The organism is Streptococcus sp. CF8-6 (assembly GCF_024295845.1).
Lineage (GTDB): Bacteria > Bacillota > Bacilli > Lactobacillales > Streptococcaceae > Streptococcus > Streptococcus oralis_BO.
The window spans coordinates 106069-128253 of sequence record NZ_JANCOF010000002.1; the positions used below are offsets into that span (position 1 = coordinate 106069).

Genomic DNA, 22185 nt, shown 5'->3' on the forward strand with positions numbered 1-22185 from the left:
AAAGGGGATAAAATGGCTCAAATTAAAATTACTTTGACTAAGTCTCCAATCGGACGCATTCCATCACAACGTAAAACTGTTGTAGCACTTGGACTTGGCAAATTGAACAGCTCTGTTATCAAAAAAGACAACGCTGCTATCCGTGGTATGATCACTGCAGTATCTCACTTGGTAACAGTTGAAGAAGTAAACTAATGAATTTTTAGGGGATGTGGCAATACTCATCCCCTAAAACTAGGTATAGTCATCTAAGATGACGATGTATAGGCGAGTTGATAAGGGAGACAACCTTTTCTCTCTTATCGGCGCTAGCATTTTACAAAAGAGGAGAAAATAATAATGAAACTTCATGAATTGAAACCTGCAGAAGGTTCTCGTAAAGTACGTAACCGTGTTGGTCGTGGTACTTCATCAGGTAACGGTAAAACATCTGGTCGCGGTCAAAAAGGTCAAAAAGCTCGTAGCGGTGGCGGAGTTCGCCTCGGTTTTGAAGGTGGACAAACTCCATTGTTCCGTCGTCTTCCAAAACGCGGATTCACTAACATTAACGCTAAAGAATACGCAATTGTAAACCTTGACCAATTGAACGTCTTTGAAGACGGTGCAGAAGTAACTCCAGTTGTGCTTATCGAAGCAGGAATTGTGAAAGCTGAAAAATCAGGAGTTAAAATTCTTGGTAACGGTGAGTTGACTAAGAAATTGACTGTGAAAGCAGCTAAATTCTCTAAATCAGCTGAGGAAGCTATCACTGCTAAAGGTGGTTCTGTAGAAGTCATCTAAGAGAGGTGACCCATGTTTTTTAAATTACTAAAAGAAGCGCTCAAGGTTAAACAAGTTCGATCAAAAATTCTCTTTACGATTTTTATCATTCTTGTTTTCCGTATTGGGACAAGTATCACTGTTCCAGGTGTGAATGCAAAAAGTTTAGAAGCTCTCAGTGGTTTATCTTTCTTGAACATGCTTAGTCTTGTTTCAGGGAATGCCATGAAGAACTTCTCCGTTTTTGCACTCGGAGTCAGTCCGTATATCACTGCTTCAATCGTTGTTCAATTGCTACAAATGGATCTTTTACCGAAGTTTGTAGAATGGGGCAAACAAGGGGAAGTGGGACGGAGAAAACTAAACCAGGCTACTCGTTATATTGCACTTGTACTTGCATTTGTTCAATCTATCGGGATTACAGCAGGATTTAATACTCTATCTGGAGCGAAATTATTAACGACAGCTTTAACTCCACAAGTCTTTGTTACTATCGGTATTATCCTCACAGCAGGTAGTATGATTGTAACTTGGCTCGGGGAACAAATTACAGATAAGGGATACGGAAACGGTGTTTCTATGATCATCTTTGCAGGTATTGTTGCTTCAATTCCTGAAATGATTAAAGGAATCTATGTTGACTACTTCGTCAATATTCCAAGTAGCCGTTTGACTTCATCTGTTATCTTTGTCGTTATTTTGATTATCGCTGTCTTGTTGATTGTTTACTTTACAACCTTTGTTCAACAGGCAGAATATAAAATTCCAATCCAATATACAAAAGTTGCTCAAGGAGCCCCATCAAGTTCATACCTTCCATTGAAGGTGAACCCGGCGGGGGTTATCCCAGTTATCTTTGCAAGTTCCATTACAGCAGCACCTGCAGCCATTCTTCAATTTTTGAGTGCTACAGGTCATGATTGGGCTTGGGTACGTACAGCACAGGAAATGTTATCTACAACATCTCCGACAGGTGTTGCTATGTATGCCTTGTTGATCATTCTCTTTACATTCTTCTATACATTTGTACAGATCAATCCAGAGAAAGCAGCAGAAAACTTGCAAAAGAGTGGAGCCTACATTCATGGTGTCCGTCCTGGTAAGGGAACTGAAGAGTTCATGTCGAAACTTCTTCGTCGCCTTGCGACTGTCGGATCAATCTTCCTTGGTGTGATTTCAATCTTGCCGATTGTGGCAAAAGATGTCTTTGGTCTTTCAGAAGCTGTTGCTTTTGGGGGAACTAGTCTTTTGATCATTATCTCAACTGGTATCGAAGGAATCAAACAGCTAGAAGGTTACCTATTGAAACGTAAGTATGTTGGTTTCATGGATAAAACAGAATAAAAGCAAAATTACTTTTGCTTAGAGAGTGGAGTATGAAGATCTATCTATCAGAGAGATTTTCGTCTCCCCTCTTCTATTTTGTTTTTAAATAGGAGTTGAAAGAGATTTCTGCTTCTATTTAAATACAAAATAAGGAGATCCTATCATGAATCTTTTGATTATGGGCTTACCCGGAGCAGGTAAGGGAACGCAAGCAGCTAAAATTGTGGAGCAATTCCACGTGGCACACATTTCAACTGGAGATATGTTCCGTGCTGCTATGGCAAATCAAACTGAAATGGGTGTACTTGCAAAGTCATACATCGACAAAGGTGAGTTGGTTCCAGATGAAGTTACAAATGGAATTGTTAAAGAACGCCTTTCACAGGACGACATCAAGGAAACAGGTTTCTTGTTGGATGGTTACCCACGTACGATTGAACAAGCCCATGCCTTGGATAAAACATTGGCGGAACTCGGTATCGAACTAGAAGGTGTGATCAATATCGAAGTGAACCCAGATTGTCTCTTGGAACGTTTGAGTGGTCGTATCATCCATCGCGAAACAGGTGAAACCTTCCACAAAGTTTTCAACCCACCAGTTGACTATAAGGAAGAAGATTATTACCAACGTGAAGATGACAAACCGGAGACAGTGAAGCGTCGTTTGGACGTGAATATTGCACAAGGTGAACCAATCATTGCTCACTACCGTGCCAAAGGTTTGGTCCACGATATCGAAGGAAATCAAGATATCAATGATGTGTTCAAAGACATCGAAAAAGTATTGACAAATTTGAAATAAAGCGTTTTTCACACTTGCAAAAAATCGCTACAAATGTTATACTGAGATAGTCTGACTTATAATTGTTGTCTCTGTTTTCAGAGGCATCGAATCGAAATTTATGGAGGTGCTTTTGCGTGGCAAAAGACGATGTGATTGAAGTTGAAGGCAAAGTAGTCGATACAATGCCTAACGCAATGTTTACGGTTGAACTTGAAAATGGACATCAGATTTTAGCAACAGTTTCTGGTAAAATTCGTAAAAACTATATTCGTATTTTAGCGGGAGATCGTGTTACTGTCGAGATGAGTCCATATGACTTGACACGTGGACGTATCACTTACCGCTTTAAATAATCGAAAAACTTGGAGGGATAAGAAATGAAAGTAAGACCATCGGTCAAACCAATTTGCGAATACTGTAAAGTAATTCGTCGTAATGGTCGTGTTATGGTAATTTGCCCAGCAAATCCAAAACACAAACAACGTCAAGGATAAGATAGAAAGGAGAAAACATGGCTCGTATTGCTGGAGTTGACATTCCAAATGACAAACGCGTAGTAATCTCATTGACTTACGTTTATGGTATCGGACTTGCAACATCTAAGAAAATTTTGGCTGCTGCTGGAATCTCAGAAGATGTTCGTGTACGTGACCTTACATCAGATCAAGAAGATGCTATCCGTCGTGAAGTGGATGCAATCAAAGTTGAAGGTGACCTTCGTCGTGAAGTAAACTTGAACATCAAACGTTTGATGGAAATCGGTTCTTACCGTGGTATTCGTCACCGTCGTGGACTTCCTGTCCGTGGACAAAACACTAAAAACAACGCTCGCACTCGTAAAGGTAAAGCTGTTGCGATTGCTGGTAAGAAAAAATAATATAGGAGGTAAAAGTCTTGGCTAAACCAACACGTAAACGTCGTGTGAAAAAGAATATCGAATCTGGTATTGCTCATATTCACGCTACATTTAATAACACTATTGTTATGATTACTGATGTGCATGGTAATGCAATTGCTTGGTCATCAGCTGGTGCTCTTGGTTTCAAAGGTTCTCGTAAATCTACACCATTCGCTGCTCAAATGGCTTCTGAAGCTGCTGCTAAATCTGCACAAGAACACGGTCTTAAATCAGTTGAAGTTACTGTAAAAGGTCCAGGTTCTGGTCGTGAGTCAGCTATTCGTGCGCTTGCTGCCGCTGGTCTTGAAGTAACAGCAATTCGTGATGTGACTCCAGTGCCACACAATGGTGCTCGTCCTCCAAAACGTCGCCGTGTATAATCATCGCATTACACTGCTTTTCGTTTAAGAGGGAGTAACTAAATGATTGAGTTTGAAAAACCAAATATAACAAAAATTGATGAAAATAAAGATTATGGCAAGTTTGTAATCGAACCACTTGAACGTGGCTACGGTACAACTCTTGGTAACTCTCTTCGTCGTGTACTACTAGCTTCTCTACCAGGAGCAGCAGTGACATCTATCAACATTGAAGGTGTCTTGCATGAGTTTGACACAGTTCCAGGTGTTCGTGAAGACGTGATGCAAATCATTCTGAACATTAAAGGGATTGCAGTGAAATCATACGTTGAAGACGAAAAAATCATTGAACTTGACGTTGAAGGTCCTGCTGAAATTACAGCTGGAGACATTTTGACTGATAGTGATATTGAGATTGTAAATCCAGATCATTATCTCTTTACAATCGGTGAAGGTTCTTCTCTAAAAGCGACAATGACTGTTAACAGTGGTCGTGGATATGTACCTGCTGATGAAAACAAAAAAGATAATGCACCAGTTGGAACACTTGCTGTAGATTCTATTTATACACCAGTTACAAAAGTCAACTATCAAGTAGAGCCTGCTCGTGTAGGTAGCAATGATGGATTTGATAAATTAACCCTTGAAATCTTGACTAATGGAACAATTATTCCAGAAGATGCTTTGGGGCTTTCAGCGCGTATCTTGACAGAACATCTTGATTTGTTTACAAATCTTACTGAGATTGCTAAGTCAACTGAAGTGATGAAAGAAGCTGATACTGAATCTGACGATCGTATTTTGGATCGTACGATTGAGGAACTGGACTTGTCTGTGCGTTCATACAACTGTTTGAAACGTGCCGGTATCAATACTGTGCATGATTTGACAGAAAAATCTGAAGCAGAGATGATGAAAGTACGAAATCTTGGACGCAAGAGTTTGGAAGAAGTGAAACTCAAACTCATTGACTTGGGTCTTGGATTAAAAGATAAATAAAGGAGGAATACATGGCTTACCGTAAACTAGGACGCACTAGCTCACAACGTAAAGCAATGCTTCGCGATTTGACAACTGACCTTTTGATCAACGAATCAATCGTGACAACTGAAGCTCGTGCTAAAGAAATCCGTAAAACTGTTGAAAAAATGATTACTCTAGGTAAACGTGGTGATTTGCATGCACGTCGTCAAGCAGCTGCTTTCGTACGTAATGAAATCGCATCTGAAAACTATGATGAAGCAACTGATAAGTACACTTCTACTACAGCACTTCAAAAATTGTTCTCAGAAATCGCACCTCGTTATGCTGAACGTAACGGTGGATACACTCGTATCCTTAAAACTGAACCACGTCGTGGTGATGCTGCGCCAATGGCAATCATCGAATTAGTATAAAATCATCAATTTTGTTGAGTGTTATGATGATGGAGTCTTGTGCTCTTAGTCTAGCTCTGGTCTACCGCTGGGACTTCGGTCCTAGCGGGAACACTCATCATCATTTGATAGGGTAGACGCTTGTTTACGAAATTGTTTTTTTGTTTAAGAACAACTTCGTAAGCAGGCGTTTTTTAGTATTTTTTTCGGAAATATGCTATACTAGGAAAAAAGAAAATCAAAAACGTTCAGGTTTTCTAATAATCGTAGAAATGGGGTATAAGAATGAAGGCTATTATTACAGTGGTTGGTAAGGACAAGGCTGGGATTGTTGCAGGCGTGTCTACTAAGATTGCAGAGTTGGGTTTGAATATTGACGATATTTCTCAGACGGTGTTGGATGAATACTTTACTATGATGGCGGTCGTTTCTAGTGACGAAAAACAGGATTTCACTTATCTTCGAAATGAGTTTGAAACTTTCGGTCAGACCTTGAATGTCAAAATAAATATTCAAAGTGCGGCGATTTTTGACGCTATGTATAATATCTAGGAGGTGGCTATGGATATTAGACAAGTTACAGAAACCATTGCCATGATCGAGGAGCAGAACTTCGATATCAGAACCATCACCATGGGGATTTCCCTTTTGGATTGTATTGATCCAGATATTGAACGTGCTGCTGAAAAGATTTACCAAAAAATCACCACTAAAGCTGCAAATTTAGTGGCTGTAGGAGACGAAATTGCTGCAGAACTTGGGATTCCTATTGTTAATAAACGGGTATCGGTGACTCCGATTTCTTTAATTGGTGCAGCGACTGATGCGACGGACTATGTTGTTTTGGCAAAGGCTCTTGACAAGGCTGCCAAGGAGATCGGTGTTGATTTTATTGGTGGATTCTCTGCCTTGGTACAAAAGGGTTATCAAAAAGGTGATGAGATACTCATCAATTCTATCCCCCGTGCTCTAGCTGAGACAGATAAGGTCTGCTCGTCCGTCAATATTGGCTCAACCAAGTCAGGTATCAACATGACTGCGGTCGCTGATATGGGGCGTATCATCAAGGGAACAGCGAACTTATCAGATATGGGTGCGGCCAAGTTGGTCGTATTTGCTAATGCTGTTGAGGACAATCCTTTTATGGCAGGGGCTTTCCATGGTGTTGGGGAAGCAGATGTTATCATCAATGTTGGTGTTTCAGGTCCTGGTGTTGTCAAACGCGCCTTGGAGAAAGTTCGTGGACAGAGCTTTGATGTAGTAGCGGAAACAGTCAAGAAAACGGCCTTTAAGATTACTCGTATCGGTCAGCTAGTCGGTCAAATGGCCAGCGAGAGACTGGGTGTTGACTTTGGGATTGTAGACCTAAGCTTGGCACCAACTCCTGCAGTTGGTGATTCTGTGGCTCGTGTCCTTGAGGAAATGGGCCTAGAAACAGTTGGTACGCATGGGACGACGGCTGCCCTCGCTCTTTTGAATGACCAAGTTAAGAAGGGCGGAGTGATGGCTTGTAACCAAGTCGGTGGCTTGTCAGGTGCTTTTATCCCCGTTTCTGAAGATGAGGGGATGATTGCTGCGGTACAAGATGGCTCTCTGAATTTAGAGAAACTAGAAGCCATGACTGCTATCTGTTCAGTTGGACTGGATATGATTGCCATTCCGGAAGATACTCCTGCTGAAACCATTGCAGCTATGATTGCGGATGAGGCGGCAATCGGTGTTATTAACATGAAAACGACAGCTGTTCGTATTATTCCAAAGGGCAAAGAAGGTGATATGATTGAGTTTGGAGGCTTGCTAGGGACAGCTCCAGTTATGAAGGTCAACGGGGCTTCGTCTGTTGATTTCATCTCTCGCGGTGGGCAAATCCCAGCTCCAATCCATAGTTTTAAAAATTAATAAAAAAGCGAGAGGATTTAAGTTGAGTTTAAGGATGACTGTGTATACTATAATCATTAAATAAAGACCTCCTAACTTTATTTAATAGAAATCCTAAACTTTTTCATAATAATCTCCTAGGGAAGCTACCATGAGGGTAGCTTTTCTTTTGGATAATTTACAAATGTTGGCTTTGCTTTTGAAAGCCGAATATTTCTTTGATCCATGATATAATAGAAGAAAATGGAGGATAGAAAATGTCTAAAGTAAGATTGTATTTGGTCCGTCATGGGAAAACGATGTTTAACACCATTGGACGTGCTCAAGGATGGAGTGATACACCTCTGACTGCAGAAGGTGAGTTGGGAATCCATGAACTGGGAATTGGCTTGAGAGAGTCTGGCTTGCAGTTTGACCGCGCTTATTCCAGTGATTCAGGTCGCACTATTCAAACCATGGGAATTATCCTAGAAGAACTTGGACTGCAGGGGAAAATCCCTTACCGCATGGACAAGCGAATCCGTGAGTGGTGCTTTGGTAGTTTTGATGGGGCCTATGATGGGGACCTCTTTATGGGGTTGATTCCTCGTATTTTTAATGTGGACCATGTTCATCAGTTGTCCTATGCAGAACTAGCAGAAGGTTTGGTAGAGGTTGATACTGCTGGTTGGGCAGAAGGCTGGGAAAAACTCAGTGGTCGAATCAAAGAAGGTTTTGAAACGATTGCCAAAGAAATGGAAGAACAAGGTGGGGGCAATGCTCTCGTCGTCAGCCATGGAATGACCATTGGGACTATTGTGTATCTGATCAATGGTATGCATCCACATGGTCTAGATAATGGTAGCGTGACGATTCTTGAATATGAGGACGGTCAGTTTAGCGTAGAAGTTGTTGGTGACCGTAGCTATCGAGAGCTCGGACGTGAGAAGATGGAAGAGCCCTCTATTCAGTCAAAATAGAACGGCTTGCCATAAACTAGAGATTTGATAACCATATCAAAATAAGAAAAAACAGCCAAGGGATATCCTTTTGGCTGTTTTTGATAGGGGAAAACTAGAGGGTAATGCTATTGTTTTTAGAAATTTTCATAAATAGTAATAATGAAGTAACTGTCAAGACAGTGAGGATAGTTGACAAAGCAGCTGCTACGCCATAATTTCCACGAAGTACTTCAGTGTAGATAGCTACGGTCATAGTTTTTGTTTTGGCATTATATAGCAGGATAGAAGTAGATAGTTCTGAAATCATTGTTACCCATGATAGAATAGATCCAGAAATAATACCGGGTAACATCATTGGAACAGTGATTTTACTGAAAGTATTGAGACGGCTACTTCCTAAACTCTCAGCTGCTTCTTCAATACTAGGTGCTATTTGTTGTAAGCTAGCAACAGATGAGCGGATTGTATAAGGGAGTCTTCTTACAGATAAGGAGATAATCAAGATGAAGGCTGTTCCTGTAATCATAAGGAAGCCACTTCCGAAGATACCTGTATTGAATGAAGAGATAAAGGCAATACCGAGAACTGTTCCTGGTACGATATAAGGTACCATACTAAGGCTATCAATTAAGTTTGTAAACAAATTTCGTTTTCTAACAGCTAGGTAGGAGATAAATGATGCAAATAAAACAACTAGAATCAAAGCAATCAAAGGAATGCGAATCGTATTAAAAATAGTAGCTCCCATGCGATTGAAGGCAATCTTGTAACTGTTTAGAGAATAGCCTTTGACAAATACCATACCTGATGTTTTTAGGAAAGAGGTAAAAATCAAAAATAATTGAGGTAGAACAGAAAATAAGACAATTCCGTAAACTGTTGCATAAATTGCTGCCATTTTTCCTTTTGTAGTTTTTTTCGGCTCAATTGGATGGAGAGAATTCATGCTGAAACTATAGCGATTGGAAATATATTTTTGAATAAGAAAGATTGTTAAAGCAATGATAATCGCCATGATTGCTAAAGCAGATGCAAAAGCAGAATTTCCGCCAACCTCACTAATGAATTGATTATAAATTAAAACAGGGAAAGTTCGATATCCTTCACCAATTAACATAGGAGTTCCGAAGTCGGAGAATGCTCTCATAAATACGAGTAGGGCAGCGGCAAGTAAAGTTGGAACTAAAAGGGGCAAAATAACTGTTATCATACGTTTGAATCCAAATATCCCCATACTTTCAGCGGCTTCAAGAAGGGAATGGTCAATCCTTTTCATTGCTCCAGCCACGTATAGAAAAACTAATGGGAATAGCTGAAGTGTAAACACAAGTACAATTCCTTTGAAGCCATAAATATCAAAAGCAGGCAAATGGAGTGTGTTGGTTAGAAATTTTGTAATAACTCCGTTTCTACCAAGAAGTAGAATCCAAGAATAGGCACCTACAAAGGGAGCTGACATGGATGCTATGATAATCAATATCTGTAAAAATTTCTTTCCTTTGAAGTCATATATAGAAAAGAGGTAAGCTAATAAAGTCCCTAAAACTAGGGAAGTTACAGTAGAAGTAATGGAGACGTTAAAACTGTTTACTAGTGTCTCAGAGTAATAGGATTTACTAAAGAAATCTTCAAAATTAGCGAGTGAGAATTGACCTTCATGTATGAGTGCTTGCTTGAGTACAATAATAATTGGATAAACAAGAAAAATAAGATAGGTAAGAAAGATGAAGAATGAGGAGGCTGTCCAAATATTTAATTTTTTACCTTTCATAGCCAACTCCTGTAATAAGATTTTGGGAACCATCTGCAGAAAAGACATTTAACTTTTGAGTATTGATTCGTAGACGAATTCGATCCCCTTTTTGAAGATCTTCTTCAAAAGTTGATTCTTCGCTGACCTGTATTTTTGAAGAAAATGCAGTCTCTACAAAATATTCAGTGGTGAGTCCAAGATAAACACTATCGGAAATGATTCCTTCAATATCTCCAGATTCATCTTTGATAAACTCTTCGGGACGGATACTCACAAGAACAGCTTGTTCCTTAGCTTGATCAAGAGCTGGCATAGGGAGGGCATAGCCATCTGAGAAGACGATATAAGCACTGTCGCTCTTTTTTTGTAGTTTGGATGGGATGAGATTTGTGCGTCCAATAAAGGTTGCCACAAACTCATTAGCTGGTTTATGATAGAGTTCTTTTGGTCGTCCGACTTGTTGGATGATCCCATCTTTCATAACGGCAATCTGGTCTGAAATAGCCATCGCTTCTTCTTGATCGTGGGTCACATATACAGTTGTAATTCCCACTTCGTGTTGAATTTCTCGAATAACTTGGCGCATATCTAAGCGAAGTTTCGCATCCAGGTTACTAAGTGGCTCGTCCATGAGGAGAACACTTGGATTAACAGCTAATGCACGTGCTAAGGCGACACGTTGTTGTTGTCCACCACTGAGCTTATCGGGCTTTCGATCTGCGTATTGATCAATTTGCATTAGTTCCAGATATTTATTAGTTTGTCGAACTAATTCATCTTTTGGAACCTTTTTTTGTTTAAGACCAAAAGCAACATTATCTCGGACAGTCAAATGTGGGAAAATAGCGTAGTTTTGGAAAACCATGCCGATGTTGCGTTTGCTGGGTTCTATATTATTTATTTTAGTATCATCGAAGTAAAATTCTCCGCCTTCAATACTGTTGAAGCCTGCAATCATTCGAAGAAGGGTCGTTTTTCCACAACCTGAAGGTCCAAGAATGGTGAAAAGACTTCCTTTTGGAATCGTAATGTTTAAATTCTCAATGACAGGAATATCATGGTAGATTTTTTTTGCGTTAATAATTTTGATCTCACTCATAGTGACCCTCTTTTACTGTTTCGATTGAATGTTAGTGAAAATATCATTGTACTTTTTAAGAATAGCTGATTTATTTTGGATGACATAATCTGAATCTTCAGTAGCGATATTGATTTCTGTCATTGCTTTCATATTTTTATTGGTTTTAGCATTTTTTCGAATGGGTCTAATGGTTGTTTCAGTTCCTAGTTTATCCTGAATGTCTTGAGAAAGAAGGAAATCGATAAATTTTTTAGCGTTTTCCATGTGTTTGGCATTTTTGATAATAGCTGCGTTACCAGGCAAAAAGACGGTTCCTTCTTTTGGATAAATGACTTTTACATCAACGCCATCGTTTAAGAGTTTCAATGCAGGATCTTCATAGGTGAGTCCGACAGCCATTTCTCCGTCAGCGACTGATTTGTAGACATTTGAAGAACTAGAAGCAATTTTCCCATCTACTAAGCTAAATAGATTTTTCACATATGTCCAAGCTTGCTCATTTTCATAGCCCCCTTGATCCACAAGCATGTTTGTTAATTGAGCAAAGGCACTAGAAGAATTACTTGGATCAGCAGTAGCGATTTTTCCTTTTAATTTGGGATTGAGTAAATCATTGTAGCCTTCAATTTTAATGTCTTTTGTAAGAGCTGAATTGGCAATGATGACACTGACGTCAAGTGTATAAGGGGTGTAGAATCCGGTTTTATTTTGATATTCAGGGATAATTTGGTCGTTTTCTTGGGAAGTATACGGTTCAAAGAGCTTTTCGTTAGAAGAGAAGAGTGCGTAGGAACCTCCGAAAATGACATCGGCTACAGGAGCTTCTTTCTCAGCCTCAGCTTTCTTGAATAATTCACCAGTACTAGCTTGGACTAAATCAACCTTGATACCATATTTTTCTTCGAAAGCTGGGATTGTTTCTTCAATAAGATCTTCAGGGTTAGGCGAATAAACAACTAAAGTCTTATCCGTATCATTTTCAATGCTAGTTTCAGCTTCTGTTGTTGAAGAACATCCTGACAAAAGTAGAAATATCCAGCTGAAATAGAGAAGTGATAGTGTTTTTTTCATAATTTTTCTCCTTTTTTACGAACGTTATTCTCTGTTTGTTTACCTAATGTTTTCAATTACAGAGTTCTACATCATATAATAAAAACCTTAAAGAAATCTAAAACGAGAAATATGAGTTAAAGAAGTTAGGGGAAGTAGCTACAAGAGACAAATAGTTAATAGAAGTTAGCTCCGATTAGGAGCTAATTTTGAGTTAAAGGATATGATTTAAATCAATATTTCCGAAAAAGTAAAAATTTTTGGGGGATGTGATGTTATGAAAGGAAGGCTAGAATCATTTTGGAGAATAATACCATAAAGGAGATATAAACAGAATGAAATCAAACTAAAAGGATTGAATCTTGCATAACGCAAAGCTCAATCCTTCATTAAAAAAATATTTATCATGTTTAGCAATCAGTCAAACCTAGTTGAAAGATATGTTATATTTGAATGAAATTACCAAATATAAGGGAAAATTCGATAGCGAACCTTTTGACAGTATGTTTCATATGCTTTTCCAAAATGATTGTATAAGGCTTTTTCTTCTACTTTTAATCGAATACTGTAACCAACTACCAATAGAATGAGACAAATAATAATTGTGAGAGGATTTAATGAAACAATTGACAAGCCAAGTATGGATACGATGCTACCAGTATAGGCAGGATTTCTTACTATAGAGTAGGGACCTGCTTCTACCAACTGCTGACTATCTGTTGTTTGAACCGCAAGTGTAAAATTCTTCCCAAGATAATTAACTGCATAGATACGTAATACAAAGCCGGCTAGAGAAAGGAGAATTCCAATATAGATCAAAAAATGTGGCAATTGAGCTATAGAAGGTAGAAGTTGTTCATTCATTAATAGAAGACAACAAACAACACTACCAATAATGATGTAACGACTTCCTTTGTCTTCAGAGTTATTTTCATTGTTTGATTTTGTTTTCCTTTTAATCCACGTTTCTGTGATGATGAAAATGAGAATGAACCCATATGCAAAAATAGTTTGTAAATCCATGATTATTTCCTCCAGCTAGCATTATACAACTTTCAATTTTAGTGGTCAATTAAAAGGAAATAGTTAGAGTATGTTTTGTAATAGGTATCAATGGAAACTTCATGATTTCATCTGTAAAAATCTCTTGAAAATGGTATAATAGTAACATCATAAAATTGGAGAGAGACCATGAGTTTTTACAATCATAAAGAAATTGAGCCTAAGTGGCAGGGCTACTGGGCAGAACATCATACATTTAAGACAGGAACAGATGCATCAAAACCGAAGTTTTATGCTCTCGATATGTTCCCATATCCTTCAGGAGCTGGATTGCACGTAGGACACCCAGAAGGTTATACTGCAACTGATATCCTCAGCCGATACAAACGTGCGCAAGGCTACAATGTCCTTCACCCAATGGGTTGGGATGCCTTTGGTTTGCCTGCTGAGCAATATGCCATGGACACAGGAAATGACCCAGCAGAATTTACAGCTGAAAATATTGCCAACTTCAAACGCCAAATCAATGCGCTTGGCTTCTCTTATGACTGGGATCGTGAAGTCAACACAACAGATCCAAACTACTACAAGTGGACGCAATGGATCTTCACCAAGCTTTACGAAAAAGGCTTGGCCTATGAAGCCGAAGTACCAGTAAACTGGGTTGAGGAATTGGGAACAGCCATTGCAAACGAAGAAGTCCTTCCGGACGGAACTTCTGAACGTGGAGGCTATCCAGTTGTCCGCAAACCGATGCGCCAATGGATGCTTAAAATCACGGCCTATGCAGAGCGCTTGCTTAATGACTTGGATGAGTTGGATTGGCCAGAGTCTATCAAGGACATGCAACGTAACTGGATTGGGAAATCAACTGGTGCCAATGTAACCTTCAAAGTGAAGGGGACTGACAAGGAATTTACCGTCTTTACTACTCGTCCTGATACGCTTTTCGGAGCGACTTTCACAGTCTTGGCTCCTGAGCATGAACTAGTAGATGCCATCACAAGCCCAGAGCAAGCTGATGCAGTTGCGGACTACAAACACCAAGCTAGTCTCAAGTCTGACTTGGCTCGTACCGACCTTGCTAAGGAAAAAACAGGGGTTTGGACGGGTGCTTATGCCATCAACCCTGTCAATGGCAAAGAAATTCCAATCTGGATTGCCGACTATGTTCTTGCTAGCTATGGGACAGGTGCGGTAATGGCTGTACCTGCTCATGACCAACGTGACTGGGAATTTGCTAAACAATTTGACCTTCCAATCGTAGAAGTGCTTGAAGGTGGCAATGTAGCAGAAGCTGCCTACACAGAAGACGGCCTTCACATCAACTCTGACTTCCTAGATGGACTGAACAAAGAAGATGCTATTGCTAAGATTGTGGCTTGGTTGGAAGAAAAAGGCTGTGGTCAGGAGAAGGTTACCTACCGTCTCCGTGACTGGCTCTTTAGTCGTCAACGTTACTGGGGTGAGCCAATCCCAATCATTCATTGGGAAGATGGAACTTCAACAGCTGTTCCTGAAAGTGAATTGCCACTTGTCTTGCCTGTAACTAAGGACATCCGTCCTTCAGGTACTGGTGAAAGTCCACTAGCTAACTTGACAGACTGGCTTGAAGTGACTCGTGAAGATGGTGTTAAAGGTCGTCGTGAAACCAATACCATGCCACAGTGGGCTGGTTCAAGTTGGTACTACCTCCGCTATATTGACCCTCATAACACTGAGAAATTGGCTGATGAGGATCTCCTCAAACAATGGTTGCCAGTGGATATCTACGTGGGTGGTGCAGAGCATGCCGTTCTTCACTTGCTCTACGCTCGTTTCTGGCACAAATTCCTCTATGACCTCGGTGTGGTTCCAACAAAAGAGCCATTCCAAAAACTCTTTAACCAAGGAATGATTTTGGGGACAAGCTACCGTGACCACCGTGGGGCTCTTGTAGCGACTGACAAGGTTGAAAAACGTGACGGTTCCTTCTTCCATGTGGAAACAGGAGAAGAGTTGGAGCAAGCACCAGCCAAGATGTCTAAATCGCTCAAAAACGTTGTCAATCCAGACGACGTAGTGGAACAATACGGTGCTGACACCCTTCGTGTCTATGAAATGTTTATGGGGCCACTTGATGCTTCAATCGCTTGGTCTGAAGAAGGTCTGGAAGGAAGCCGTAAGTTCCTTGACCGTGTTTACCGTCTGATTACAAGTAAAGAAATTGTTGCGGAAAACAATGGCGCTCTTGACAAGGTTTATAACGAAACCGTTAAATCTGTTACTGAGCAAATTGAGTCCATGAAATTTAACACAGCCATTGCCCAACTCATGGTCTTTGTTAACGCTGCCAACAAGGAAGATAAACTCTATGTGGATTACGCCAAAGGCTTTATCCAATTGATCGCACCATTTGCGCCTCACTTGGCAGAAGAACTCTGGCAAACAGTTGCAGCAACAGGTGAGTCCATCTCTTACGTAGCTTGGCCAACATGGGACGAAAGTAAATTAGTTGAAGACGAAATCGAAATAGTCGTCCAAATTAAAGGAAAAGTCCGTGCTAAACTCATGGTCGCGAAAGACTTGTCACGCGAAGAATTGCAAGATATTGCTCTAGCGGATGAAAAAGTCAAAGCTGAAATTGACGGTAAGGAAATCATAAAAGTGATTGCGGTACCTAACAAACTGGTCAATATTGTTGTAAAATAAAAATGAATCCTTCAGAGTAGAATCTGGAGGATTTTTTATTTGACAGGAAGTTTCTATTTTGTTAATGTTATTAACAAAGAAAAGAGAGATTATGGATAAAAAAGAATTTATTACATTTAATAATCGTTTCAATAGATTTATTTCAGCGTTTGACCAGTTAAAAAAAAATCAACATAAAAGTGGTGTTGACAAATCCATTACTTTGAATGAGGTACATTTGATTGTTGTGATTGGGAAAAATCAGCCCTTAAATCTAGTAAAATTATCTGAATTATTAGAAGTTTCGAGAAGTGCAATAACTCAAAGTGTTAGGAGATTAATTCAAAAAAATTTAGTTGTTTTTGATTTTGCTCCGAATAATGGGAAAAATAAATATTTGAGATTATCTGACAAAGGCATCGAAGTTTTTAAAATCCATAAGGAGCAACAAGCATATATTGAAAAATCGGTCTTTTCAGTTTTAAACAACTATAGCGAGGAGGAGCTTCAAACAGTTGTGAAATTGATGGATGATATTGAAAAGGTATGGGAAGAATTACCGTGGTAAAAGTCACGGTAAATTTTAAATTTAGTTGTTAAGTATATTAACAAAAGGAGAAGATATGACTGTAAACATTGAACTGATTTCACAAACTGATTTAGCAGATGAATCTTTTTATATTACTATCAATGGTTTAGAACCAAGGACAAGGTATTGTGTAGAAATGTACCTGTCTGATTATTACTGTATAAATGCTCCCTTACTTTTAGATCATGATGTCGTGTGGAAATCAACCGCAATTTTTTTATCTGATCAGGGCGGTATGATTGATACCTCTCAGACAGCATCTATTTCGGGATCTTATAAAGGGGTTTCAGAAATGGGCTTATTCTTTAATGTGAAGCCGCTGAAGAATAGGAAAAGGAGATTACCCAGTTCTCTTGATAGAATTCCTTTACGAGATTGTTTTGGTGTTGAAATTAAAATCAGGCTGGGGAAAGATGTGGTCGCGGAGCAAAGTTTTGTAAGGCGTTATATGAATTTGGGAATAAGGTATCGAGATATTTATGATAAGCATTTTCAAGGTCGATTATTTTATGATGAAAAGTTAAAAAAGGCGCCAGCCGTGATTACTGTTAGCGGTAGTGAGGGAAGAATTGAAAAAGCTCAGAACATTGCCCAACTTTTATCTTCTAGAGGCTATATTTGCCTTGCGATAGCTTATTTTGGTTTAGAGGGATTGCCCCAAAACTTAGAACGAATTCCGATAGAATGTCTGGAGGAAGCGAAAGATTTTCTATATCATCATCCTCAAGTTGATGATACAAAAATAGGAATATATGGTCGCTCTAAGGGAGCAGAGCTTGTTCTGGCTGGACAAAGTATTTTGGATGAAGTGCAATGTTTGGTACTCAATTCCCCTTCAAATGTAATATTTGAGGGAATAAAGGGAAAACTCAACTCTCATTCATCTTCTTGGACATATTTGCAAAAAGAACTTCCGTATCAAAAATTTCAACTAGGAAATTATTTGTTAAACAAGTTTTTTGGAAAACATATTCCTGAAGATAGTAGGGCTCAGATTGATGTGAGTAAAATTGCCTCTCCTTTGTTATTACTAGGAAGCGATGTTGATGAAATATGGGATGCGTCATCTGCGATAGATGATATTATTTCACATTATAAAGGGAAATCCATTTTGTTTAAAAAATACCATGAAACAGGGCATATGTTGACGGTTGCTTATCAACCGAATCATCGTTATCGAAAAGATTGGCGCTTATTAATGAAAGAAAGTGTAGACTCTTGGTTTGCTACGATAAATTTTTTTGATACACATTTGAAAAATTTGTAGATAGTGCTGAACCGTGCTATAATAGTCCCAACTAAGATAAAAACACAGTTCTGGTTGGTAGTCCAGACATAGGCAAGCCTATCAGTAACCTTCCTCCTTGGTTGTCCATTCTTAGGGATAGATTTAAGGAGGTGCTGTCGTGGAAATCGTTTCAATTGGCTTGACAGTTTATTTTGAAGATGGATTTTGGCATGGGTTGTTTGAACAAGAGTATGAGGGAACTTATCAAGTTTGTCGTGTGACATTTGGTCAGGAACCAAAAGAGGATGAAATTTTGAAACTTTTACAGACTCAGTTTGTTCGGTTATCTTTTAGTCCAGAGGCAACAGTCAAACAGCATGTGAAGATTAAGAATCCGAAGCGTTTGCAGCGAGCTGTAAAGAAACAGGTGAAGCAGAAAGTTTCTTCTAAGTCACAAGAGCTTTTACAGTTGCAGTACGAGGAACGAAAAAAGCATTCAAAACAACAGTCTAGTCTCCAAAAGCAATTGCTCAAGCAAGAGAAATTTGAACGCAAACAGCAAAAACGTAAAGAGAAGCACAAGGGGCACTAGTGATTCTCTTTCATAAAATAGAACAGCTCTTCTTGGATAACAAGAGCTGTTTTTGCTTGTATTGAAGATTTCTTTCCTATTAGATAGACTTATCGTTAATGGCCGTTTCAAATTCAGGACCATACTTGCTTACTTCAAATTCAATCCTGCCCCATTCAGCATTTTCATTTTACTAGAAGGGAGTGTGTGCCATAATTTCTGATTCATTTTTTATTGTTTGGTTTAGCGAGAACAATACTATTGACTCTTGGATTTTTCTGCCGGATGCTATAAAACACCTCTTTTATAGCACATGTTTAAAAATATAATGTGTGGTTGTAAGTGATTTTAAACTTCCTCTAGTGATTAGATAGGAGAAAAGCGAGCCTGCTCTACTTTAATTTAACCCCCATTATTTTACCACTTGTCCTTTCATTTTAACTGCTTATCTCAAAAGTCGATTTTTCTTTCATTCTTTTTGTTAAACTAGTGTGGTTAAGAGGAGGAAAAAAGATGATTTTACAAGCGAAACATTTGACTAAACGGTACGGCAATCATATGGCTGTCGATGATATTCAGTTAGAGTTTGAAAAAGGAAGTTTCAATGCTATTTTGGGACCCAATGGTGCAGGGAAATCAACCACTATTTCCATGTTAATCGGTTTGAAAAAGCCGACACAAGGTCAGATTCGATATGCGCCAAATACGAAAATCGGAGTGGTTTTTCAAGCCAGTGTACTGGATGAGATGTTGACGGTTAGGGAAAATCTCACGATTCGTGCTCAACAGTATAAGGAGATTGCAGCAAGTCGTGTGGATGATTTGATCCATCAACTGGGTTTGACTGCTTTCCAGAAACAACAATATGGGACTTTGTCAGGTGGACAAAAACGTCGGGTTGATATTGCGCGTGCTCTTCTTTCGCGACCAGATATTCTTTTCTTGGATGAACCAACGACAGGTCTTGATATTCAGACGCGCAAATCCATCTGGGATCTACTGTATCGACTACAAAAAGATGAAGGGATGACTATTATCTTAACGACTCATTATCTGGATGAAGCAGATGAAGCGGATCAGATCTATATCGTTGATCATGGGAAAGTGATTGCGCAAGGTTCTGCGACTGCTATTAAAAGTCAGTATGCATCTAATATCCTAAAAATTCGTTTTAAGGAAATGAAGGCTCTAGAAAAATTGCTACAGGCTGGAATGACAGTAGAGGAAGAAAATGAGTTGGAATATCTTTTTTATCCAGGGACGTCACAGGAAGCCATTGAATATTTGGCAAAAGTTCGAGAAGAAATTGATTCTTTTGAGTTTCGTCCGGGTACTATGGATGATGCCTTTATTGCACTTACAGGAAGAGAGGTTCGCTAATGCTAGCTTTATTGAAACGGAATTTTATCTTATATTTTCGTAATCGTTCGGGGGTATTTTTCTCATTATTGGGGGCATTGATTTCCTTCCTCCTTTATATCATTTTTTTGCAGAAGAATTTGACGGACTCTTGGTCCCAACTCCCTAATAGTACGAACCTTTTAAATAACTGGCTGATGGGTGGGACGTTGGCTGTGACTGGGATGACAACCAGTTTTACAGCTCTTAAACAAATGGTTCAGGACCGCGAAAATCAAGTGGATCAAGATCTATACTTGACTGATTTAGGTAACTGGGGCTTACAGGCCTCCTATCTAATCAGTAGTATTGTCATTTCTTTTGTTATGCAGATGTTTATGTATGCTGTTATGAGTTTTTATTTTAAAGAGAGCCCAGTTATCAGTCATTTACCGGAAATCGCTTTGATTATGTTGTTAAGCAGTCTGCTTTCAAGTTTGGTAAATGTTCTCTTGATTTACCGTTTTCAATCTGTAGATAGCCTTGGTAAACTGGCAACGATAGTGGGAACTGCTTCTGGATTTTTAGTAGGAACTTATATCCCCATTGGAGTATTACCTGATTCTGCACAGCTTTTCATGAAATGTACCCCTGCAACTTATATTGCTTCTCTCTATCGACAAGTCTTGATGAAAGAGCGGTTAGAGACCGCATTTTCAGGAAATAGCGGTCTGTTACAGGAATTTCAAGAAAAAATGGGAATCCAAATCAACTGGCAAGAACTATTGACAAAGGAAGAAACATACTTTATAGTGGTTATTATCAGTCTCGTCGCTATTCTTCTTTGGATGTTATTTGTTAAAGTGTTTAGCAAGAGAAAATAAAGATGTATTGGAGAGAAAATGAAGATTCGTTTTGAAATGAAGACAGAGTTTTCAGAAAAAGACCCACACATTTTAATTCAGGCAGCTCAGTTAACCGATCAAGCAAGAGAAGTCATGGAGTATTTAGAACAATTTTCAACGACTAATCAGGTGGTCATTCCTATTCGAACGGATGATCATCTGGTTATGGTGAAAATTGAGGATCTTATTCTAGCAGATATCGATAAGAATTTGTTGACCATTTATACGGTAGATGGGATTTATAAAACTAAGGAAACATTGACAAACTTTCAGAATCGGGTTAACCGGCGTAATTTCATACAGATATCACGTCATTCAGTTATAAACATTGACCATTTAGAGTCATTATCGGATAGCTTTTCAGGGAACATGATGGCTAAGATGACTCGGGGTCTCAAATCGAGTGTGAGTCGGAAATACGTTAAGTCCTTAATGGATTATCTAGGTTTATAGGAGAAAATCATGAAGCGATTGATTGCTTATTTTGTATCAGGAATGCGTACGGCCTCCTTTGTTTATTTGAGTTTGGTGTTATTGGCTCAGTTTTATTCAGGTATTACCTATCCCGCACCAACGACAAAAAATATTCTAGCTTTGTTTTTGATGAGTGGAATTATGGGGGTACTGACTTTAATCCTTGAAAGACTAGAGTTTCTTGCTTATAGTATACGTGTAGGAGTTCATTTGTTAGCGACAGCTACTATTTTAGTATTAACCTACTTATTTTTTGGCTGGGGTTCAGCATTGTTGAGTCCCTTGCTTTGGTTCTTTTTTTTGTTGATTTATGGACTGATATGGTTGTACCAGATCTGGCAAACTCACAAGCTCACCCAACGAATTAATCAAGCCTTAGAAGATAAAAGAAAGAAAACGAATCACTAATGTAGTGTTGAGGATGAAGTTTGGGGAGAGTGCTAGTTTCCATATAGAGCAATTTAGGATATAGTATTTTCAGCGTAAAACAAGGAGAAAACGATGCCAGTAAATGAATATGGTCAGATGATTGGTGAGCCAATGGAAAGTTATACACCAGGTGAATTGCCTTCCATTGATTTCTTAGAAGGGCGCTACGCTCGGATAGAGGCTCTTTCGGTGGAAAAGCATGCGGAGGATTTATTAGCTGTTTATGGTCCAGATACTCCTCGGGAGATGTGGACCTACCTCTTTCAGGAGCCGGTGGCAGATATGGAGGAACTGGTTACCGTCTTAAATCAGATGTTAGCTCGTAAGGACCGTTTTTACTATGCGATTATAGACAAGGCAACTGGTAAGGCTTTGGGAACATTTTCTCTCATGCGCATTGACCAGAATAACCGAGTAATAGAAGTGGGAGCAGTCACTTTTTCTCCAGAGCTCAAGGGAACACGGATAGGAACTGAAGCTCAGTATCTCCTAGCTCGCTATGTTTTTGAGGAGCTTAACTATCGTCGCTATGAGTGGAAATGCGATGCTCTAAATCTGCCATCCAGACGAGCTGCGGAACGTTTGGGATTTGTCTATGAAGGAACATTTCGTCAGGCAGTCGTTTATAAGGGGCGTACTCGTGATACGGATTGGTTATCTATGATTGATAAGGACTGGCCTCAAGTTAAAGCTCGTTTGGAAGCATGGTTGGTTCCTGAAAATTTTGATAAAAAAGGACAGCAGTACAAGAGCTTAAGAGAATTCTGAGAGGTA

Annotated in this window: 26 protein-coding genes; 22 read left to right on the plus strand and 4 right to left on the minus strand. The window is 39.2% G+C overall.

Annotated elements, in window-relative coordinates:
• The first annotated feature begins 12 nt into the window (after window positions 1-12).
• The 13 genes from rpmD to NML69_RS04195 all read left to right on the plus strand — a co-directional run bounded on the left by rpmD (window position 13) and on the right by NML69_RS04195 (window position 8339).
• Window positions 13-195 (plus strand): 50S ribosomal protein L30, encoded by a 183-nt coding sequence (gene rpmD, locus NML69_RS04135; RefSeq protein ID WP_219337995.1) that lies wholly within the window; start codon window positions 13-15, stop codon window positions 193-195.
• 144 nt (window positions 196-339) lie between these two features.
• The gene (gene rplO, locus NML69_RS04140) at window positions 340-780 is read left to right on the plus strand and encodes a 50S ribosomal protein L15 (protein WP_000766089.1); all 441 of its coding nucleotides are present in this window, start codon (window positions 340-342) and stop codon (window positions 778-780) included.
• 12 nt (window positions 781-792) lie between these two features.
• The gene (secY, locus tag NML69_RS04145) at window positions 793-2103 is read left to right on the plus strand and encodes a preprotein translocase subunit SecY (RefSeq protein ID WP_254725389.1); all 1311 of its coding nucleotides are present in this window, start codon (window positions 793-795) and stop codon (window positions 2101-2103) included.
• Window positions 2104-2248: 145 nt separating this feature from the next.
• A complete protein-coding gene (locus tag NML69_RS04150; protein WP_001050433.1) occupies window positions 2249-2887 on the plus strand; it encodes an adenylate kinase in 639 nt (212 codons plus the stop codon).
• A 116-nt stretch (window positions 2888-3003) separates the two neighbouring features.
• Window positions 3004-3222, plus strand: coding sequence for a translation initiation factor IF-1 (gene infA / locus NML69_RS04155; protein WP_001029883.1), 219 nt, complete (start codon window positions 3004-3006; stop codon window positions 3220-3222).
• A 24-nt stretch (window positions 3223-3246) separates the two neighbouring features.
• On the plus strand, window positions 3247-3363 hold the full coding sequence (gene rpmJ / locus NML69_RS04160; RefSeq protein ID WP_001808836.1) for a 50S ribosomal protein L36: 117 nt from the start codon (window positions 3247-3249) through the stop codon (window positions 3361-3363).
• 17 nt (window positions 3364-3380) lie between these two features.
• Entirely contained in the window at window positions 3381-3746 is a 366-nt protein-coding gene (rpsM, locus tag NML69_RS04165; RefSeq protein ID WP_000090781.1) for a 30S ribosomal protein S13, read from the plus strand.
• Between the two features lie 17 nt (window positions 3747-3763).
• Complete coding sequence (rpsK, locus tag NML69_RS04170) at window positions 3764-4147, plus strand: 30S ribosomal protein S11 (RefSeq protein WP_001118385.1); 384 nt, start codon at window positions 3764-3766, stop codon at window positions 4145-4147.
• 42 nt (window positions 4148-4189) lie between these two features.
• Window positions 4190-5125: a DNA-directed RNA polymerase subunit alpha gene (locus NML69_RS04175; RefSeq protein WP_000568993.1), complete on the plus strand. Its 936-nt coding sequence runs from the start codon at window positions 4190-4192 to the stop codon at window positions 5123-5125.
• A gap of 11 nt (window positions 5126-5136) precedes the next feature.
• The gene (gene rplQ / locus NML69_RS04180) at window positions 5137-5523 is read left to right on the plus strand and encodes a 50S ribosomal protein L17 (RefSeq protein ID WP_000331493.1); all 387 of its coding nucleotides are present in this window, start codon (window positions 5137-5139) and stop codon (window positions 5521-5523) included.
• 264 nt (window positions 5524-5787) lie between these two features.
• Complete coding sequence (locus NML69_RS04185; protein WP_000644111.1) at window positions 5788-6054, plus strand: ACT domain-containing protein; 267 nt, start codon at window positions 5788-5790, stop codon at window positions 6052-6054.
• Window positions 6055-6063: 9 nt separating this feature from the next.
• Entirely contained in the window at window positions 6064-7401 is a 1338-nt protein-coding gene (locus NML69_RS04190) for a PFL family protein (protein ID WP_254725390.1), read from the plus strand.
• A 236-nt stretch (window positions 7402-7637) separates the two neighbouring features.
• On the plus strand, window positions 7638-8339 hold the full coding sequence (locus NML69_RS04195) for a histidine phosphatase family protein (RefSeq protein WP_000049286.1): 702 nt from the start codon (window positions 7638-7640) through the stop codon (window positions 8337-8339).
• Window positions 8340-8433: 94 nt separating this feature from the next.
• Here the strand turns inward: NML69_RS04195 and NML69_RS04200 are convergent, their stop codons facing one another.
• The 4 genes from NML69_RS04200 to NML69_RS04215 all read right to left on the minus strand — a co-directional run bounded on the left by NML69_RS04200 (window position 8434) and on the right by NML69_RS04215 (window position 13228).
• On the minus strand, window positions 8434-10092 hold the full coding sequence (locus tag NML69_RS04200; protein WP_254725391.1) for an iron ABC transporter permease: 1659 nt from the start codon (window positions 10090-10092) through the stop codon (window positions 8434-8436).
• Window positions 10082-11173 carry an ABC transporter ATP-binding protein gene (locus NML69_RS04205; RefSeq protein WP_254725392.1) on the minus strand — a complete coding sequence of 364 codons (1092 nt, stop codon included), beginning with the start codon at window positions 11171-11173 and terminating at the stop codon, window positions 10082-10084. Before NML69_RS04205 ends, NML69_RS04200 begins: the two co-directional genes overlap by 11 nt.
• A gap of 12 nt (window positions 11174-11185) precedes the next feature.
• Window positions 11186-12226 carry an ABC transporter substrate-binding protein gene (locus NML69_RS04210; RefSeq protein ID WP_180833708.1) on the minus strand — a complete coding sequence of 347 codons (1041 nt, stop codon included), beginning with the start codon at window positions 12224-12226 and terminating at the stop codon, window positions 11186-11188.
• Window positions 12227-12664: 438 nt separating this feature from the next.
• Window positions 12665-13228, minus strand: coding sequence for an isoprenylcysteine carboxylmethyltransferase family protein (locus NML69_RS04215; RefSeq protein ID WP_000365731.1), 564 nt, complete (start codon window positions 13226-13228; stop codon window positions 12665-12667).
• A 168-nt stretch (window positions 13229-13396) separates the two neighbouring features.
• On the opposite strand from NML69_RS04215, the gene leuS reads away from it, so the two are divergent.
• From leuS to NML69_RS04260, 9 genes are all read left to right on the plus strand, one after another.
• Window positions 13397-15898 (plus strand): leucine--tRNA ligase, encoded by a 2502-nt coding sequence (leuS, locus tag NML69_RS04220; protein WP_254725393.1) that lies wholly within the window; start codon window positions 13397-13399, stop codon window positions 15896-15898.
• 91 nt (window positions 15899-15989) lie between these two features.
• Complete coding sequence (locus NML69_RS04225) at window positions 15990-16445, plus strand: MarR family winged helix-turn-helix transcriptional regulator (protein ID WP_254725394.1); 456 nt, start codon at window positions 15990-15992, stop codon at window positions 16443-16445.
• 55 nt (window positions 16446-16500) lie between these two features.
• Window positions 16501-17733 carry an acyl-CoA thioesterase/BAAT N-terminal domain-containing protein gene (locus tag NML69_RS04230; protein WP_254725395.1) on the plus strand — a complete coding sequence of 411 codons (1233 nt, stop codon included), beginning with the start codon at window positions 16501-16503 and terminating at the stop codon, window positions 17731-17733.
• 139 nt (window positions 17734-17872) lie between these two features.
• A complete protein-coding gene (locus tag NML69_RS04235) occupies window positions 17873-18286 on the plus strand; it encodes a YjdF family protein (RefSeq protein ID WP_061416087.1) in 414 nt (137 codons plus the stop codon).
• 492 nt (window positions 18287-18778) lie between these two features.
• Complete coding sequence (locus NML69_RS04240) at window positions 18779-19645, plus strand: ABC transporter ATP-binding protein (protein ID WP_254725396.1); 867 nt, start codon at window positions 18779-18781, stop codon at window positions 19643-19645.
• The gene (locus tag NML69_RS04245; protein WP_198459146.1) at window positions 19645-20487 is read left to right on the plus strand and encodes an ABC transporter permease; all 843 of its coding nucleotides are present in this window, start codon (window positions 19645-19647) and stop codon (window positions 20485-20487) included. Before NML69_RS04240 ends, NML69_RS04245 begins: the two co-directional genes overlap by 1 nt.
• Before the next feature lie 18 nt (window positions 20488-20505).
• A complete protein-coding gene (locus tag NML69_RS04250) occupies window positions 20506-20961 on the plus strand; it encodes a LytTR family DNA-binding domain-containing protein (protein ID WP_000701941.1) in 456 nt (151 codons plus the stop codon).
• Window positions 20962-20970: 9 nt separating this feature from the next.
• Window positions 20971-21390: a DUF3021 domain-containing protein gene (locus NML69_RS04255; RefSeq protein WP_254725397.1), complete on the plus strand. Its 420-nt coding sequence runs from the start codon at window positions 20971-20973 to the stop codon at window positions 21388-21390.
• A gap of 93 nt (window positions 21391-21483) precedes the next feature.
• Window positions 21484-22179 carry a GNAT family N-acetyltransferase gene (locus NML69_RS04260; RefSeq protein WP_254725398.1) on the plus strand — a complete coding sequence of 232 codons (696 nt, stop codon included), beginning with the start codon at window positions 21484-21486 and terminating at the stop codon, window positions 22177-22179.
• Window positions 22180-22185 lie beyond the last annotated feature (6 nt).

Coding starts and splice junctions, on each gene's coding strand:
- NML69_RS04225 (WP_254725394.1), top strand. CDS start 15,990: ATGGATAAAAAAGAATTTATTACATTTAATAATCGTTTCAATAGATTT.
- rpsM (WP_000090781.1), top strand. CDS start 3,381: ATGGCTCGTATTGCTGGAGTTGACATTCCAAATGACAAACGCGTAGTA.
- NML69_RS04200 (WP_254725391.1), bottom strand. CDS start 10,092: ATGAAAGGTAAAAAATTAAATATTTGGACAGCCTCCTCATTCTTCATC.
- NML69_RS04215 (WP_000365731.1), bottom strand. CDS start 13,228: ATGGATTTACAAACTATTTTTGCATATGGGTTCATTCTCATTTTCATC.
- NML69_RS04185 (WP_000644111.1), top strand. CDS start 5,788: ATGAAGGCTATTATTACAGTGGTTGGTAAGGACAAGGCTGGGATTGTT.
- secY (WP_254725389.1), top strand. CDS start 793: ATGTTTTTTAAATTACTAAAAGAAGCGCTCAAGGTTAAACAAGTTCGA.
- rplO (WP_000766089.1), top strand. CDS start 340: ATGAAACTTCATGAATTGAAACCTGCAGAAGGTTCTCGTAAAGTACGT.
- NML69_RS04205 (WP_254725392.1), bottom strand. CDS start 11,173: ATGAGTGAGATCAAAATTATTAACGCAAAAAAAATCTACCATGATATT.
- rpmJ (WP_001808836.1), top strand. CDS start 3,247: ATGAAAGTAAGACCATCGGTCAAACCAATTTGCGAATACTGTAAAGTA.
- NML69_RS04210 (WP_180833708.1), bottom strand. CDS start 12,226: ATGAAAAAAACACTATCACTTCTCTATTTCAGCTGGATATTTCTACTT.
- NML69_RS04250 (WP_000701941.1), top strand. CDS start 20,506: ATGAAGATTCGTTTTGAAATGAAGACAGAGTTTTCAGAAAAAGACCCA.
- NML69_RS04240 (WP_254725396.1), top strand. CDS start 18,779: ATGATTTTACAAGCGAAACATTTGACTAAACGGTACGGCAATCATATG.
- NML69_RS04175 (WP_000568993.1), top strand. CDS start 4,190: ATGATTGAGTTTGAAAAACCAAATATAACAAAAATTGATGAAAATAAA.
- NML69_RS04245 (WP_198459146.1), top strand. CDS start 19,645: ATGCTAGCTTTATTGAAACGGAATTTTATCTTATATTTTCGTAATCGT.
- rplQ (WP_000331493.1), top strand. CDS start 5,137: ATGGCTTACCGTAAACTAGGACGCACTAGCTCACAACGTAAAGCAATG.
- leuS (WP_254725393.1), top strand. CDS start 13,397: ATGAGTTTTTACAATCATAAAGAAATTGAGCCTAAGTGGCAGGGCTAC.
- NML69_RS04230 (WP_254725395.1), top strand. CDS start 16,501: ATGACTGTAAACATTGAACTGATTTCACAAACTGATTTAGCAGATGAA.
- NML69_RS04260 (WP_254725398.1), top strand. CDS start 21,484: ATGCCAGTAAATGAATATGGTCAGATGATTGGTGAGCCAATGGAAAGT.
- NML69_RS04150 (WP_001050433.1), top strand. CDS start 2,249: ATGAATCTTTTGATTATGGGCTTACCCGGAGCAGGTAAGGGAACGCAA.
- NML69_RS04195 (WP_000049286.1), top strand. CDS start 7,638: ATGTCTAAAGTAAGATTGTATTTGGTCCGTCATGGGAAAACGATGTTT.
- NML69_RS04190 (WP_254725390.1), top strand. CDS start 6,064: ATGGATATTAGACAAGTTACAGAAACCATTGCCATGATCGAGGAGCAG.
- NML69_RS04255 (WP_254725397.1), top strand. CDS start 20,971: ATGAAGCGATTGATTGCTTATTTTGTATCAGGAATGCGTACGGCCTCC.
- rpmD (WP_219337995.1), top strand. CDS start 13: ATGGCTCAAATTAAAATTACTTTGACTAAGTCTCCAATCGGACGCATT.